The organism is Brenneria uluponensis, assembly GCF_032395385.1.
GTDB classification, from domain to species: Bacteria; Pseudomonadota; Gammaproteobacteria; order Enterobacterales; family Enterobacteriaceae; genus Prodigiosinella; species Prodigiosinella aquatilis.
In genome coordinates this window covers 1,800,390-1,815,462 of the sequence record NZ_CP135917.1, presented here as the reverse complement: position 1 = coordinate 1,815,462, position 15,073 = coordinate 1,800,390, and the positions used below count along the sequence as shown (strand labels likewise).

Sequence of the window (15,073 nt, the reverse complement as noted above, 5' to 3'; positions counted from 1 at the left end):
ACAGGGCCATCAGCGCAATAATACAAATTCGCGGGCTTCTTTATCCAACAGCGCGCGTTTGCGCTCCACCCCCCAGCGATATCCCGCCAGAGCACCATCACGCCTTACCACGCGATGACATGGGATCGCCACCGCCAGTCGGTTGTTGGCACAGGCGCTGGCGACAGCCCGCACGGCTTTAGGTGAACCAATGCGCTGGGCGATGTCGCTATAACTCACGGTGGTCCCCGGCGGAATATCCTTCAGCGCCTGCCAGACTCGTAATTGAAAAGCGGTACCACGAATATCCAGCGGCAAAGCCAGATTACGTCCCGGCGCTTCAATAAACCCCACCACCTGGGCGATAACCTGCTCGAAATCATCATCGCCACCGATCAATTCGGCCTGTGGAAACTGATCTTGCAAGTCACAAACCAGCGTTTCGGCCTCGTCACCCAACAGAATGGCGCAAATCCCCTTTTCGCTCTGCGCGACTAGTATATCTCCCAATGAACAGACGCCGACCGCAAACCAGATACGCATCCCTTTGCCGCCTGACTGCCAGGTTTTGGGCGACATGCCCAGTATGGCGTCGGATTGCTCATAGCATCGACTAGTGGTGTTAAACCCCGCATCAAAAATCGCGTCCGTCACACGGCCGGTTTTACCCAATGCTTCACGCAAACGCTGGCCTCGATGCGCACTGGCGAAAGCCCTGGGCGTCAAACCGGTGACCGCTTTGAATAATCGATGAAAATGAAACGCACTCATACCGACATGCGTCGCTATGTCGGCCAGTTTTACCGCACCGTCGGTCTGCGCTATATAGCGACACGCCTGGGTTATTTTAGCGGCATGAACGGCATCTAGCGGCGGCTGCCCCCTCTTATACCGTCGGCTAGGGCGAAAACCAGCCTTTTCTGCCGCGGCATCTGAATCAAAAAACACCACGTTTTCGCGTTTTGGCAGTCGGGCCGCACCGGATGGCGAACAATATACGCCGGTCGTCGTGACACCGAACACGAAACTGCCGTCGGCCGCACTGTTTCGCTCAACCACCGCCTGCCAACGGGCGTCATCCGTTTCCCAAAGTTCGGGCGACGATGCGTTATCACTCATCATTCTATTCTCCTGTGCACAATCAATACCCGATTTACCGGAGCCATCGTCATAATCGCCAGCCAATGACGAACCGGATCAGGCCGCATAGTGACGATTATGCCCGTCACCTAACGACAATAAACTCCGTTATTTGCTTTTTAATTTTACCCACGATAACGCCGAATGATGGCGCGTCATTCCGACACTTATTATTGAAAACGTTTTACCGTGCCGCCATGTTTTCTTATGGTATCTCTTTCGCCATTTCCCACAGATAGAGCGACGCAGTGGTTCCGTAGGGGGAGTAGCGACGCCGATAACGCTCAAATTGCTCCCGGGACAGTTTTTTATGATGATAAAGTCGCATCATGCCTCGCTGAATGGCCAGATCCCCCCAGCTCAACACATCAGGCCGGCGCAGCGAAAAAATCAATAGCATTTCGACAGTCCAGACTCCGACACCGTTCAGCGTGGTCAGGGTTTTTATCACCGCCTGATCATCCATATGCTGAACCGCCGACAGATCCACTGCCCCGCTGACAGCAGATTGCGCTACCCCCAGAATGTAATGGGCTTTTTTCATGGTCATACCACATGCCTGAATATCCTCCGGGCTGAGGTTGTACACGCTTTCAGGGGTTAATGCGCCATCGCACAATGTTAATAATCGCTGATTCACCGTTCTGGCAGCCGCAACTGATATCTGTTGTTCAACAATATAGGTCACCAGTGCGCTGAATAAATCCGGCATGGACGGACGGCGAATAACACCGAACCGCGCGATAGCCTCCGCCATTCGTTTATCACGCTTGCTTAACCAGTCAGTTTCGGTATCACCATAAATAAAAAAAGTCATGAACACTCCTGATGTCTATACCCAGTGAATATACATACCGGCTACATCGTCAATTGTCTCATTAAAAATTTTTATTTATATCATCTATTCGTTATAAGTAATACTCGCCAGATACAATGAGTAATTTATTCGGCAATATAGCTTCTGCCGCTATCGACAGAAGCTATTTAATTACAAACCAGTTCGGCTAACGTGATAATTGCGTTTTTCACTTCCGTATTCCAGCCAAAACCCGCATTCAATCTAAATGCATGATCGAAACGATTATCCGATGCAAAAATGGCCCCGGGCGCTATTCCGATACCTTCTAACCGTGCCCTTTTCAATAATTCACGGGTGTTTATTGTATGTTCAGGAAGCGTGACCCATAGTACAAATCCCCCTTTGGGATCAGTGACTGTGGTACCTGGAGGGAAATACTGAGTGATAGTATCTCGTATATGTTTTATTTGAACAGACAACGCTTTTCGTAATTTTTTTATATGAATATCGTAACTACCCGACCTTAGAAACTCAGCAATGGTGGCTTGAGGATAGATGGCTGTCCCCATGGTTGTGGTATATTTTATGGCTGACAATGTTGATGTATGTCTTCCTGCCGCAACCCAACCAATCCTAAAGCCTGGTGACAATGTTTTGGAAAACCCACTACACAAGATCACATTGCTACTTATAGCACGTAGAGGCTTGGGACGATTATTAGCGTAGCAAAGATCACCGTATATATCGTCTTCAATAATGATGATGTCATTATTTTCAGCCAGAGTAACCAAGCGTTTTTTAGCATGCTCATCCGGCGTACTTCCCATCGGGTTATTTGCATTTGGGATGGTAATAATTGCTCTAATATTGAGCATATTGATAGCTTTCTCTAACTGTTCTAGATCTAAACCACTTTCTGTCGTTGGTATTTCTATAACAGTCCGCCCGAGTTTCTGTAGCATTTGCAGTATAACGAAATAGGTTGGTGACTCGACGACAACGGTATCGCCTGGTTTAGTTGTCGCCCTGATCGCCAGTGAAAGCGCTTCAATACAACCATTGGTTACAATGATTTCATCGATATCAAGAGCACAACCATAATCTAATGCTTTGCGTGCTATCTGGTGCCTGAGGGGTTCATATCCCATTCCATTTACTGGCGCACCGAGCAACGCAGGTGTTTTATAGATCAACTGCCGCATGATGATGCTTAGTTTATCCGTCGGATATAGCTCAGTTGAGGCATTGGCGAGATCCAACCTGATCCGACAAGGGGTTCCCACTAATGACAGATGGAGATCTTCGTCTGTCGTTAGGGGTAAAAAATCAATTTTTTCTTTATTTTCAGTAAGTAATATTTCTGCGACAAAATAGCCTGATCGAGGGTAAGCAGTAATTTTTCCTTTCGTTTCAAGTAAGCGGATCGCCTGTAATGCAGTCATCGTACTTACTTTATGCTCTCGCGCTATTTGTCTTATTGACGGGAGCTTATCTCCCGGTTTTAAGGTTCCACTATCAATGGGTGTACATAAAAACTGCGCTATTTTTACATACTGGGGTAGTTCTTTCATGTTAGCTCGATGAACTGTTATAGAAAATGTTCTATATACCCAATAAACCTCAAGATGCAGATTTCAGTACCTGAAAACGGTCATTAATTCGGGACGTCAGAGAACCCGCCATGTCCGGTAGCGTATCGCTGAAAAATTCAGATATTGCATCCCTGAACTCCCTGCTACTGCTGAAGTAGCGATTATTCCGGGCATGTTCGTTCATTAATTTCCACATTCGTTCTATCGGATTCAGGTTCGGACTGTACGGCGGGAGATAATGAAGTTTTATATTTACCACCTCCGCCCACTCTTTCACTAACTGTGAACGGTGATAACCTGCACCATCCAGAATAACATGAACTTTCTGGCCATAATCAGGATAAACCTTACGTATCTCATTGAAAAAACGAGATACATTGTATTCATTAATCGTTTTATATTCGCAGATTAGCGGGTGTTCCGGGGCCTTCAGATTCAGCGCCCCCATGATGTTCAGCCGTGTACGACTTCCCGTTGTTTTTACCGCTTTTCTCTGGCCTTTGCGTATCCAGCCATAACTGATTTTAGTGGCCTGAGTAGGATGGACAGCATCAATAAAAAGAACCGGTTCATCACCCGCAGTTGCTTTCAGTTCCTCATAATATTCAATGAATTGTTTTTGTTTCTCTTCACTAAATTTATGGGGAACACCTGACGGTTTTTTGTAGGTAAAGCCGTTACGGTGCAGCCACTTATTCATTCCCGGAACGCTGAAAACGATGTTCCATGTCCGGGCGACAAACGCGACAATATCACGGGTCTGATGAAATACGTTATCAGATAACTGGCTGATTAAAGAGGCTGTTTTTTCAGCACTGAGTTTACTGTCTGAACCGCCATTCTCGGGTTTCAGTTTCCCTTTATTCAGAAACTCGCTGATATGATGGTCAACGGTTGTCTGATGCAGCCGCAAAGCCTGAGCGATCATGGCCGAACTCCAGCCTTCGGAAGCCAGAAGAATGGCTTTAATACGATCGCAAACACGTTTATCACGACTGGAATCGTGAAGGCGCTCAAGTTCAGCTTTTTGTTGGTCAGTGATGAATATTTTCATGGTGAACAGCATGATCTTCTGTTGCCTGAAAATCAAGCATCTTCAATGATCAGGGGTATAGAACTGTGTATACAAACATCATACAGGAACAATTAAATTGAGTCCCACGACTTGAGTGGGGAAAATATAATGGAATTATTAGGCCTATTTTGGCAAGAATACGGGTATTTTGCATTACTACTACTATGCCTTATTGCATTCTGCGCCGGGTTTGTAGACAGCATTGCCGGCGGTGGTGGTTTATTTCTTGTGCCTGGTTTTCTACTTGTGGGCATGCCACCTCAAGTGGCTCTTGGGCAAGAAAAAATAGTCAGCACTTTTGGAACATTAGCTGCAATTAGAAACTTTTTAAAAGACCATAAAATGGTTTGGGGTGTCATTGGCATTGGTATTCCATTTTCACTTATTGGTGCATACGCTGGAGCTCATAGCATATTGCTGATAGACCCAAAGTGGGTAGCTAAACTGCTTTTACTACTGATTCCCGCAGGAATTATATTATTCCTTATACCAAAAGACAAAAACATTATCGGTGATAAAAAGGTAGAACAAAATGTACAATTCTATATTAAAACATCAATCACCTGTTTTGTTGTTGGGTTTTATGATGGTTTCTTTGGCCCTGGCGCCGGCAGCATGTTCATCATCGCCTTTCATTACCTGTTAAAGTTAAATCTTATTCAGGCATCAGCCAATACTAAAATATTTAATCTGGCCTCGAATGCGGGTGCTTTAGTTGCATTTGTTATTGCCGGGAAAATTATTTACACACTGGCGCTGCCACTTGTTATTAGTAACGTATTTGGCAATCATGTTGGCAGCAATATGGCCGTAAAAAAGGGGGGCAATTTAGTTAAGTCTGTATTGATTTTCTCCATACTTTGTCTGTTTATAAGTTTATGCGTTAAGTATTTATATTAAGTGAGGTGAAGTCATGAATACTCGGAAAGTTGCATTAGATACAGGAACTTCATCAGGGTTTGGAAAAACCAATGGAAAGAATGATACTAAAACTGTGGCCACTTTTTCTTGTTCACGACAAATCCAGTTCACACATTAGTATTAATGTATATGTATTTAGATACAAATCTATCCTATACTATAAGGTGTATTTCCCTATGATGCATAGTCCCAACATGAAAATCTAAGTGAGGTTTATAAATGGATTCCGGAATAACGGTAAGAGGTCTTGATTCTAGTGATAAGAAGGCTTGGTTTGAGCTGTTCCAAGGATATGCTGATTTTTACAAAGTATCAGTGTCCTCGGAGATTAAGGAAACCGTATGGCAATGGTTATTAGATCCTTCACATCCATTAGAGGGGTTATTAGCAGTAACCTCAGAGGGTTGCCATGTTGGATTGGCACATTTTAGAGCTTGCCCTCGCAGTCTTTCAGGTAAAGACATCGGATTTTTAGATGATCTTTTTATTAACCCGAAATTTAGAGGTTTGGGAATAGCGGATAAAATTTTTGAGAAACTAAAAGAAATCTCTGAGGAGCGCAATTGGCCGGTACTTAGATGGTTGACACAAAACTATAATTATCGCGGTAGGAGTTTCTACGATAAATATACAGGCTCGGGCAGCGATTTTATTATGTATCAACTTAAAATCGATGTATTGGCATAGCTCTTAATATAACTGAAGATTGGGATCATAATTATGGTGGCCTTACTCACATCCTCGATCACAACAGAAAGAAAGTTATAGATATGCTTACTCCAACATTTGGTGAACTTTTTTTGTTTGATACATCTCAGACTCAGATTCCTCATTTAGTGTCGATGATTAATGTCAACCAGAAAAACAAAAGAATGTCTGTGATAGCAAGATACGGAAAGGCATAGATTAGATGGCTATAAGGAGCTTGTGGTTAACATTTTTTATGGCTTTGATCTGGGGAACGTCTTTTCCCGTTTCTAAAATCGCCATTGATATAATAGGACCTTATGCATTTAGGGTTGCAGGTTCACTTATGTCATGTTTGGTTATTTTCATTTTTTTTAATAAAACCATTATTTCAAGTTTTAAAATGATCGATAGGTCAGCATTTATAAGAATATTCATAATTGCTGTTCCAAATGTCTTTCTTGTCCCAACCTTAAATAGTATCGCTTTACACTATATATCAGTGACTAATGCAACCATCCTTGTTTATACAATGCCCTGCTTTACTTCACTTATTCTTATGGCGATATCTGGTAAGGTAAACATCATATCTCTTTTCTCTCTTGTTTTATGCCTGTCGGGAATAATGTTCATTTTGAAGGAAGTGAAGTTTGGGTTGGGTGAAGCGGTAATATTATGTAGTGCAATTTTCTGGGCGGTTGGGGCAGTCATATCGCAAAAGATAGTCTCGGCTATCCCATTTAAAGCCAGGCTGTTCTGGCAGATGCTGATGTCGACTATATTGGTATGTGCAACATATCCTTTTTTTCAGAGCGGTGAGTTACTGCAACCAATATCAAAAGCATTTGTTGACCCTCGTTGTTTAATGTCGGTGCTTTATTTAGGTATTGTGGGTAATGCTGTAGCTTATTACATATGGTTTTATCTCATTCAAAATGAAAGTGCTGAGTATGCAAGCTATGCTACTTTGTTGTCCCCTGTAATTACGGTAATAATAGCCTCATCATTTTTAAATGAGATACCATCAATCCGACAAATTGTAGGCTTCATTTTAATTTTAACAAGTGCAGTCTTAGTTAATTTTTTAAAACCCTTCATAATGAAACTGAGAGAAGCAAGATGAAAAATTTCGTCTTGTGGTTTTTTTAATTCATTTGATTATCGTTCATCCATCGCCGTCTTTCATGAATTCGAACTCAGCGATGGATTTTCTTTAGCCAAGCAAGAGAAAGATAACCGATCGGTTACGTTCAGATCTGCGTCTAATCGTAACTATTCGTTTAAAGTTCAGAACCGTTAGTTTCAATCACATGTTGATACCAGTAGAAGCTTTTCTTGCGATAACGCGCCAGTGTACCGTTACCGTCATTGTCTTGATCAACATAGATGAAACCGTAGCGTTTTGCCATTTCTGATGTTGATGCACTAATTAAATCAATAGGACCCCAGGAAGTATATCCCATCACCTCAACACCATCTTTAATCGCTTCCTTCATCTGTGTTAAATGAGATTTAAAGAATTCGATACGATAATCATCGTTAATCTGATTATTTTCATCAATTTTATCCACAGCCCCCATACCATTTTCGACTACAAATAATGGGATTTGATAACGATCATACATGTCATTCATCGCAATTCGTAAGCCAATCGGATCGATCTGCCAATCCCATTCTGTGGTTTGCAGATAAGGATTCTTAACGCCACCTGCAATATTTCCACCCACCTTATCCATTTTATCTGCATTGATACTGGTTACGAGGGACATGTAATAACTGAATGATAAAAAATCCACAGTGTGTTGCTGCAATATTTCTTCATCACCCTGCTGCATATCAATCTTGATACCTTTTTTTTCAAAACGACGTTGCATGAACTTAGGATAATGGCCTCGGATCTGTACATCAGTGAAGAAATAGTTTAATTGGTTTTCTTGTTGGGCCAGTAATACATCTTCTGGTGCGCAACTTTCTGGATATGTTAATAGACGAGTCAACATGCAACCAATTTTTGCATCAGGGCGGATTTGATGACAATGTTTAACAGCTAAAGCACTGGCAACAAATTGATGGTGAAGGGATTGGTAAATTACATGCTCAATTTCATCAGCAGAATAACGGCAAGGAACAATACCGCTGGTTGTAAAAGGATGGCGGATAATGCTATCAATTTCATTAAACGTTAGCCAATATCTTACTTTACGCTGATAGCGCTCAAAGACGGTGACCGCAAATTTCACAAAGAAGCCTACGGTCTTTCGATCTTTCCAACCAGCGTAGTTATTTACCAGATGCATTGGCATTTCGTAATGAGATAATGTCACCAACGGTTCTATGCCATTTTTAACCAACTCATCAAACAGATCATCGTAGAACTTCAAACCTTCCTCGTTTGGCGTATCTTCATCGCCTTTAGGGAAAATACGCGTCCATGCGATAGATACACGCAATACTTTAAAATTCATTTCAGCAAATAGTGCGATGTCTTCTTTATAATGATGATAGAAGTCTATGCCACGACGTTTTGGATAGTTGGTTGCATCAGTAGCAGCCATTGCTTCACTGATCTGCTCTTCAGTGATTGTATAGTGCTTTTCATACTCTTCAGGTTTTAAATTCTTTTTGTTGATGGTCATATCAGCTGTTGATAATCCTTTACCACCGACATTCCAGGCACCTTCGACTTGATTCGCTGCTACAGCGCCCCCCCACAGAAAACCGTCTGGATACCCTTCAATTTTTTTCTCAAACATCTTAGTTACCCCCTAAAAAACTATTTCTATACGCTCAAGGATACGGTCATCAATGTACTAGTTTGATCTACATGCTGACGGTTAGTGGCCATGATCTGGTCGCACTCTTCTGTATTAGCAATAATTACTGATGTTGTTACGTCGAAACCACGTGCCTTCAGTTCACCGAGGTCAAAAGTAATTAGTAGATCCCCCGTGTTAATCCGGTCGCCCTGCTTAATATGGGCTTCAAAAAGTTCACCGTTCAATTTGACTGTGTTGATACCAACATGGATCAGTACTTCAATGCCGTTGTCAGATGTAATACCTATCGCATGTTTAGTTTGAAATAATTTGGTCACAACACCGTTTAGCGGGGCGTAAACTTTCCCCTCTGTCGGTACGATAGCGGTACCTTTACCAATCGATTCACTGGCAAACACAGGGTCTTTCACATCAGTTAAAGCGATGATGTCACCTTTCAGTGGAGCAGCTAGCAATGTCGCTGGTAAAGATTGACCGTTTGGAGAGGTAACCAGCATGTCTTCATCAGCTTTTTCCTCAAATCCATCATCTTCAATGTGTTCTTCAAATCCGAGGAGATAAGTCAGCCCAGCACTCATAATGAACGCACTGAAAATACCAATCGTGTAGAACAAAAATGTTGATGTCATAAAGGCAGGGAGTGTCAGCAATGATGGGAACACATATGCCATTACTGTTGTATGCATTGCACCGACAAATGCCCCAGCGACTGTTGCTGAAATAAGGGCTGCAATCATTGGACGTTTATATTTAACTGAAATACCGTATACGATTGGCTCAGTAACCCCAGCAAGCAAAGCTGGCACCATTGTAGATAGTGCAAATGTTTTGGTTTTTTTGTTCTTACTTTTCAGAAAAACACCAAACGCAGCACCAGCTTGTGAGAATGTAGCGGTCGCCGTAGCAGGTTTGATGGTGTCAAAACCATGTAAGGCGATGTTATTCAGCATGGCAGGGACGATCCCCCAGTGCAGACCAAACATGACCAATAATGTCCAACCGCCACCAATAATAGCACCGGTCAACAAACCACTACGAGCTGTCAGAAAAGCAATTGAGTTAGCAATACCATTGCCCAAAAATACACCGAGAGGCCCAATCGCAATAGCAATAAGCGGAACCATGATCAGTAAACCAAACATTGGAATTATAACCATCTCAATACTGTGGTGTACAAACCGTTTCATCAATCGTTCCAGATGTGAATAGACCCAAATAGACAAAATGGCAGGAATTACGGTAGACATATATTTCATCAAGACAACCGGAATTCCCAAGAAATAAGTAACATCTCCTTGATTTACTAACAATTTGGTAAAATTTGGTTCAAGTAGTGCTCCAACAATGCCTGCGGCAACAAATGGATGTGCATTAAATGTTTTAGCACTTGAAAAAGCCAGCATTATTGGCAAGAAATAAAATACGCTATTACTTGCAGCTGCGAGTATTTTATATGAACTACTATCAATTGCCAGGAAGTGATAAGTAGTAAGAATAACTAACAACGCTTTTAACATGCCTGCGCCAGTCAATGCTGGAACGACAGGAACAAAAATTGATGACATTGTGTTAAACAGGCGTGCCAGAAAATGACCTTTTGCTTCAGTAGCTGAACTCGCATCTTCTTCAGATATCGGTGCGTTACCATGAACGCCTAAATCAGTAGTAATAATTTTATATACAGAGCTAACATGATCACCAATTACCACTTGGTATTGACCATTACTTTCAATAGCCAGAATAACACCATCTAAATTATCCAACGCCTTCTTGTTGAACTTTTTAGCGTCCTTTAGTGAAAATCTTAAGCGGGTAATACAATGGGTTAACGATAATACGTTATTTTTTCCACCAACAAGCTCAACAATTTTCTTTGAGAGCACGTTAAAGTCACTCATAAATATGCCCAATTTAGTTTTACTCTAACATTAATATATCCATAAAATAGTCGTATACATATGTACACATACACTTATGGGGTGTGATTTTTTTCGCGTATTTTTAAAACATTAAACGATGTTACAATAAAAATTGTTAATCATTAGCCAGTCACAAACCTATACAACTAGTTTCTCACTCGTTCTATATGTATTGTGAGAAACATCATTTCATCATCAGTTAAAGAACGGTTATATTCGTATGTGATGCATTTATTAATTTTTTTTGCACATTCATATGCCAGGTTATATTCTGTTATTACCACATCGTACAATGAGCCATTTTCACCTGCAACATAAGAACCATTAATTAATCGATGTGCGAAATACTTCAGATGTGTAACAAATCTTTGAAAATTTATAGACTCTTCATCATATTCAATTTTAAAATGATATTTAACAATATTTAAAATATCTTGAATTATTTTTGCTATGTTTTTAATATCTGGAACTTCGCCATTTTTTTGCGCCCCCAATAAATGCAGTGCAATGAATGCAGCTTCGTCCTCTGGTAATTCAATTGCCATGTTGTTTTTAATATTTTGAACTGCTGCCAACCCTATGTTGAATTCGTCTTTATATAAATGTTTGATATCCCAAAGGAGCATGCTTTTAACAAATATGCCCTGTTTGGCTCTTTCTAATGCAAAATTAAGGTGGTCAATTAAAGCTGCATAAACACTTTTATGCAGCTTCCTATCTAACCGATTATTCGCTTGTTTAACTATATCAATAACTATATTAAATAATTCATCAGATACACCGTTAAAGTATCCATCATTCAACGTTATATCTTGTTCATCATCAAGGCGAAATATTTTTTTGATACAATTAGCATCAATGATATCTTCAGGTTTTTTATGAAAACCAACGCCTTTCCCAGTAACAATGCACTCTTTGCCATTATCATCAAATGAGATCACTACGTTGTTGTTTAGCACTTTATTGATTTTCATAATTTGGCCCAAAAAAAAGGCAAAACTTAAAAGAAAGAGTCTTCTTTTAGGTTTTGCCTGTTTTGTAACAGTAACAATCCATTTCTTGATGCAAGTTATATATTTAATCTGAGCAATGGTCAAGCACATTTATATATATTCACACTATTATTGTGATACGAGTCTCAAACTGCCGGTGGTTTTGTAAATTGGTTTAATAATAAGATTTTTTCGAGTTGGCCCTCGGATTTAGATGATGCTTATTGGTGATTTATACTAATAATTACCATGAAATAACTCAAGATGTTCGTATTGATAGGATGTTCGTATTGGTAGGATGTTCATATTGGTAGATAGTGCCTTAAGCAGACCAGTATCAAGACATTAGCAGGGAACTATCATGCAAATCCAAATACGCCATGCAAATTCAAATATTCAGTTTAATCAACCCATATAGCGCTATTTCCACACATACAAATACCAGCAAAACACAAACGACATCGGCTGTGACCCAGAACGGTTATTTGGCTTATACTATCCCTATCGATTAATTTTATTTATCCAAATAAAATCAAAAAGATAAATTGATCTCACCTCTGACAAAACGCTAAATTAACCGCAGTAGTGTTACTATCCGGTGAAAAATCGGGAGCAGAAAGGAATAAGCATGCATAGCAACGAATCCGGCACAACCCTCACCGTCGAACAGGCGCTTGATAAACTGGAAGCGTTGTACAACAGCGCGGTTTGCGCCTTGCGCGACGCCATCAGCGATTTCATCAAGGATAATACATTGCCTGACGTGAAGGCGCGCGCCAACGGGTTATTCGTTTATCCTGAGCTACGTATCAGTTGGGACGGCACTTCCACCAACCACTCCAAAACCCGGGCCTATGGTCGTTTTACTCATCCCGGTCACTACACTACTACCATCACCCGACCCGCGTTGTTCCGCCGTTATCTGGCAGACCAGCTCACCATACTGGCAGGAGAGTATTCGGCCATTATTGATGTCGGTCCGTCACAACAGGAAATCCCCTTCCCTTATGTGATTGACGGCTCGAATCTGGTCCTTAACCGGTCGATGAGTGCCGGAATTGCGCAGCATTTTCCAACCACCGAGCTGGCGCAAATCGGCGATGAAACCGCCGACGGAATATTTCAAACCACCACGCAGACCATCACGCGCTTTCCACTATCGCACTTCGACGCGCTACGAGCCGATTTCTCGCTGGCCCGGCTACGGCATTACACCGGAACTCCGGCGGAACATTTCCAGCCCTTCGTCCTTTTTACCAATTACACCCGCTATGTCGATGAGTTTGTTCGTTGGAGTTGTGAGCAAATTGCCGATCCGAACAGCCCATATGAAGCGCTTTCCTGTGCTGGCGGGTCATATATCACCCCTGACGTCACCCACCCGGAACAGGTCGTTTCCGACCTCACCTGGAAAAATCATCAAATGCCGGGCTACCACCTGATCGCACCCGGAGGCAGGGGAATCACACTGATCAATATTGGCGTCGGCCCATCCAACGCCAAGACCATCTGCGATCACCTCGCGGTACTGCGTCCACATGCCTGGCTGATGATCGGCCATTGTGGCGGCCTGCGCGAAAGCCAGACCATCGGCGACTACGTTCTGGCCCACGCCTATCTGCGTGACGACCATGTACTGGATTCAGTACTGCCGCCGGATATTCCGATTCCGAGCATTGCCGAAGTACAGCGCGCACTGTATGACGCCACCAAAACCGTCAGCGGTATGCCCGGTGAAGAAGTGAAGCAACGGCTGCGCACCGGTACGGTTGTCACCACCGATGATCGCAACTGGGAACTGCGATATTCAGCCTCTGCCCTGCGTTTCAACCTAAGCCGCGCTGTCGCCGTCGATATGGAAAGTGCCACAATTGCCGCCCAAGGTTATCGTTTCCGGGTACCGTATGGCACACTACTGTGCGTTTCCGACAAACCACTGCATGGTGAAATCAAACTGCCTGGCCAGGCCAACCGTTTCTATGAAGGCGCGATTTCAGAACATCTACAGATTGGCATCTGCGCCATTGAACTGCTTCGGGCAGAAGGTGATCGCCTGCATTCACGCAAACTGCGTACCTTCAATGAGCCGCCATTTCGTTAATAAATTGATTTAAAAGGGAATAAAAACGACATGCAACGCAAAGTACCGACGACGATACACTGGATACAGGCAATTATTGTCAGTATTCTGGCAAGCGTCCTGTTGAGTGGCTGCGACGATAAAGAGGCATTGCCCCCTCCTCCACCTCATGCAACAGCGCAAATGCATCAGGTCGGTTGGCCCCGGACTATTGAAACCCTTAAAGGGCCGTTGACATTACAGCATCCGCCACAGCGCATCGTATCAACCAGTGTGACGATCAGCGGTACGCTGCTGGCGATTAACGCGCCGCTGATCGCTTCCGGCGCAACCAGTCCCAATACCGCCGTTTCCGACAGCCAGGGATTCTTTACTCAATGGAGCAAGGAAGCCACTGCCCGTGGCGTGAAACCGCTTTACATTACCGAGCCGAACGCAGAAGCCATTGCCGCGGCTGCGCCAGATCTGATTGTGATTGCAGCCACCGGCGGTGATTCCGCGTTAAAACTGTATAAACAACTGTCGGCGATTGCCCCGACATTAGTCATTGATTATGGCAATAAAAGCTGGCAGCAACTGGCGCAACAATTGGGTGAGGCCACCGGCCATGATGCCGATGCCCTGCGTATTATTACCCGGTTTGAACAACGGGTTCAGACGGTAAAAAGGATGATTACCCTGCCACCACAGCCAGTTTCCGCACTGGTGTATTATGAGGATGGCCGCGGTATAAACCTCTGGACGGCGGCTTCCGCACAAGGCCAGTTACTGACAGAACTGGGCTTCACGCTGAGTACTCTGCCCGCTGGCATAAAAACCGAAACCAAACAGGGGAAACGCCAGGATATCGTGCAAATATCCGGTGAAAACACGGCCGACAGTCTGAACGGCAAAAGTCTGCTGCTTTTTGCCGCCGATGACAGCACGGTCAGCAAGCTAAATGCCAACCCATTTCTCAACCATCTGGAGTCAGTAGCGCAGCATCGGGTATGGGCAATGGGGCTGGATACGTTCCGCCTGGATTACTATAGTGCCAGCGATATGCTCAATCACATTGAACAGCATTTCAAAAAACCATAACCGCACGCAGCGAGTGATGCCGGTCGACTCAC

General features: G+C 43.1%; 13 protein-coding genes. 6 read left to right on the top strand and 7 right to left on the bottom strand.

The annotated features are described in order from the left end of the window. Positions 1–9 precede the first annotated feature (9 nt). The 4 genes from ada to RS889_RS08300 form a co-directional block, all read right to left on the bottom strand. On the bottom strand, positions 10–1,101 hold the full coding sequence (gene ada, locus RS889_RS08315; RefSeq protein WP_315710213.1) for a bifunctional DNA-binding transcriptional regulator/O6-methylguanine-DNA methyltransferase Ada: 1,092 nt from the start codon (positions 1,099–1,101) through the stop codon (positions 10–12). Positions 1,102–1,324: 223 nt separating this feature from the next. After that, the gene (locus RS889_RS08310) at positions 1,325–1,936 is read right to left on the bottom strand and encodes a DNA-3-methyladenine glycosylase family protein (RefSeq protein ID WP_315710212.1); all 612 of its coding nucleotides are present in this window, start codon (positions 1,934–1,936) and stop codon (positions 1,325–1,327) included. Between the two features lie 167 nt (positions 1,937–2,103). Further along, positions 2,104–3,489 carry an aminotransferase-like domain-containing protein gene (locus RS889_RS08305; protein WP_021016549.1) on the bottom strand — a complete coding sequence of 462 codons (1,386 nt, stop codon included), beginning with the start codon at positions 3,487–3,489 and terminating at the stop codon, positions 2,104–2,106. Positions 3,490–3,538: 49 nt separating this feature from the next. After that, positions 3,539–4,564 (bottom strand): IS630 family transposase, encoded by a 1,026-nt coding sequence (locus RS889_RS08300; RefSeq protein ID WP_315710871.1) that lies wholly within the window; start codon positions 4,562–4,564, stop codon positions 3,539–3,541. Between the two features lie 129 nt (positions 4,565–4,693). On the opposite strand from RS889_RS08300, the gene RS889_RS08295 reads away from it, so the two are divergent. The 4 genes from RS889_RS08295 (at position 4,694) to RS889_RS08280 (ending at position 7,316) form a co-directional block, all read left to right on the top strand. Next, positions 4,694–5,485 (top strand): sulfite exporter TauE/SafE family protein, encoded by a 792-nt coding sequence (locus RS889_RS08295; protein ID WP_021016550.1) that lies wholly within the window; start codon positions 4,694–4,696, stop codon positions 5,483–5,485. Between the two features lie 240 nt (positions 5,486–5,725). Then, positions 5,726–6,193 carry a GNAT family N-acetyltransferase gene (locus tag RS889_RS08290; protein WP_315710209.1) on the top strand — a complete coding sequence of 156 codons (468 nt, stop codon included), beginning with the start codon at positions 5,726–5,728 and terminating at the stop codon, positions 6,191–6,193. After that, positions 6,184–6,411 carry a 2OG-Fe(II) oxygenase family protein gene (locus tag RS889_RS08285; RefSeq protein WP_315710955.1) on the top strand — a complete coding sequence of 76 codons (228 nt, stop codon included), beginning with the start codon at positions 6,184–6,186 and terminating at the stop codon, positions 6,409–6,411. Before RS889_RS08290 ends, RS889_RS08285 begins: the two co-directional genes overlap by 10 nt. 38 nt (positions 6,412–6,449) lie before the next feature. Next, positions 6,450–7,316 (top strand): DMT family transporter, encoded by an 867-nt coding sequence (locus RS889_RS08280; RefSeq protein ID WP_315710208.1) that lies wholly within the window; start codon positions 6,450–6,452, stop codon positions 7,314–7,316. Positions 7,317–7,473: 157 nt separating this feature from the next. Here the strand turns inward: RS889_RS08280 and RS889_RS08275 are convergent, their stop codons facing one another. From RS889_RS08275 to licT, 3 genes are all read right to left on the bottom strand, one after another. After that, positions 7,474–8,946 carry a glycoside hydrolase family 1 protein gene (locus RS889_RS08275; RefSeq protein WP_315710207.1) on the bottom strand — a complete coding sequence of 491 codons (1,473 nt, stop codon included), beginning with the start codon at positions 8,944–8,946 and terminating at the stop codon, positions 7,474–7,476. A gap of 26 nt (positions 8,947–8,972) precedes the next feature. After that, positions 8,973–10,868, bottom strand: a complete 1,896-nt coding sequence (locus tag RS889_RS08270; RefSeq protein WP_315710205.1) for a beta-glucoside-specific PTS transporter subunit IIABC — start codon at positions 10,866–10,868, stop codon at positions 8,973–8,975. A 167-nt stretch (positions 10,869–11,035) separates the two neighbouring features. Further along, positions 11,036–11,992, bottom strand: coding sequence for a BglG family transcription antiterminator LicT (gene licT, locus RS889_RS08265; protein WP_315710203.1), 957 nt, complete (start codon positions 11,990–11,992; stop codon positions 11,036–11,038). 517 nt (positions 11,993–12,509) lie between these two features. On the opposite strand from licT, the gene RS889_RS08260 reads away from it, so the two are divergent. Both RS889_RS08260 and fepB read left to right on the top strand, forming a co-directional pair. After that, positions 12,510–13,982, top strand: a complete 1,473-nt coding sequence (locus RS889_RS08260; protein ID WP_021016556.1) for an AMP nucleosidase — start codon at positions 12,510–12,512, stop codon at positions 13,980–13,982. Between the two features lie 30 nt (positions 13,983–14,012). Further along, a complete protein-coding gene (gene fepB, locus RS889_RS08255) occupies positions 14,013–15,041 on the top strand; it encodes a Fe2+-enterobactin ABC transporter substrate-binding protein (protein WP_315710201.1) in 1,029 nt (342 codons plus the stop codon). Positions 15,042–15,073: the final 32 nt, after the last annotated feature.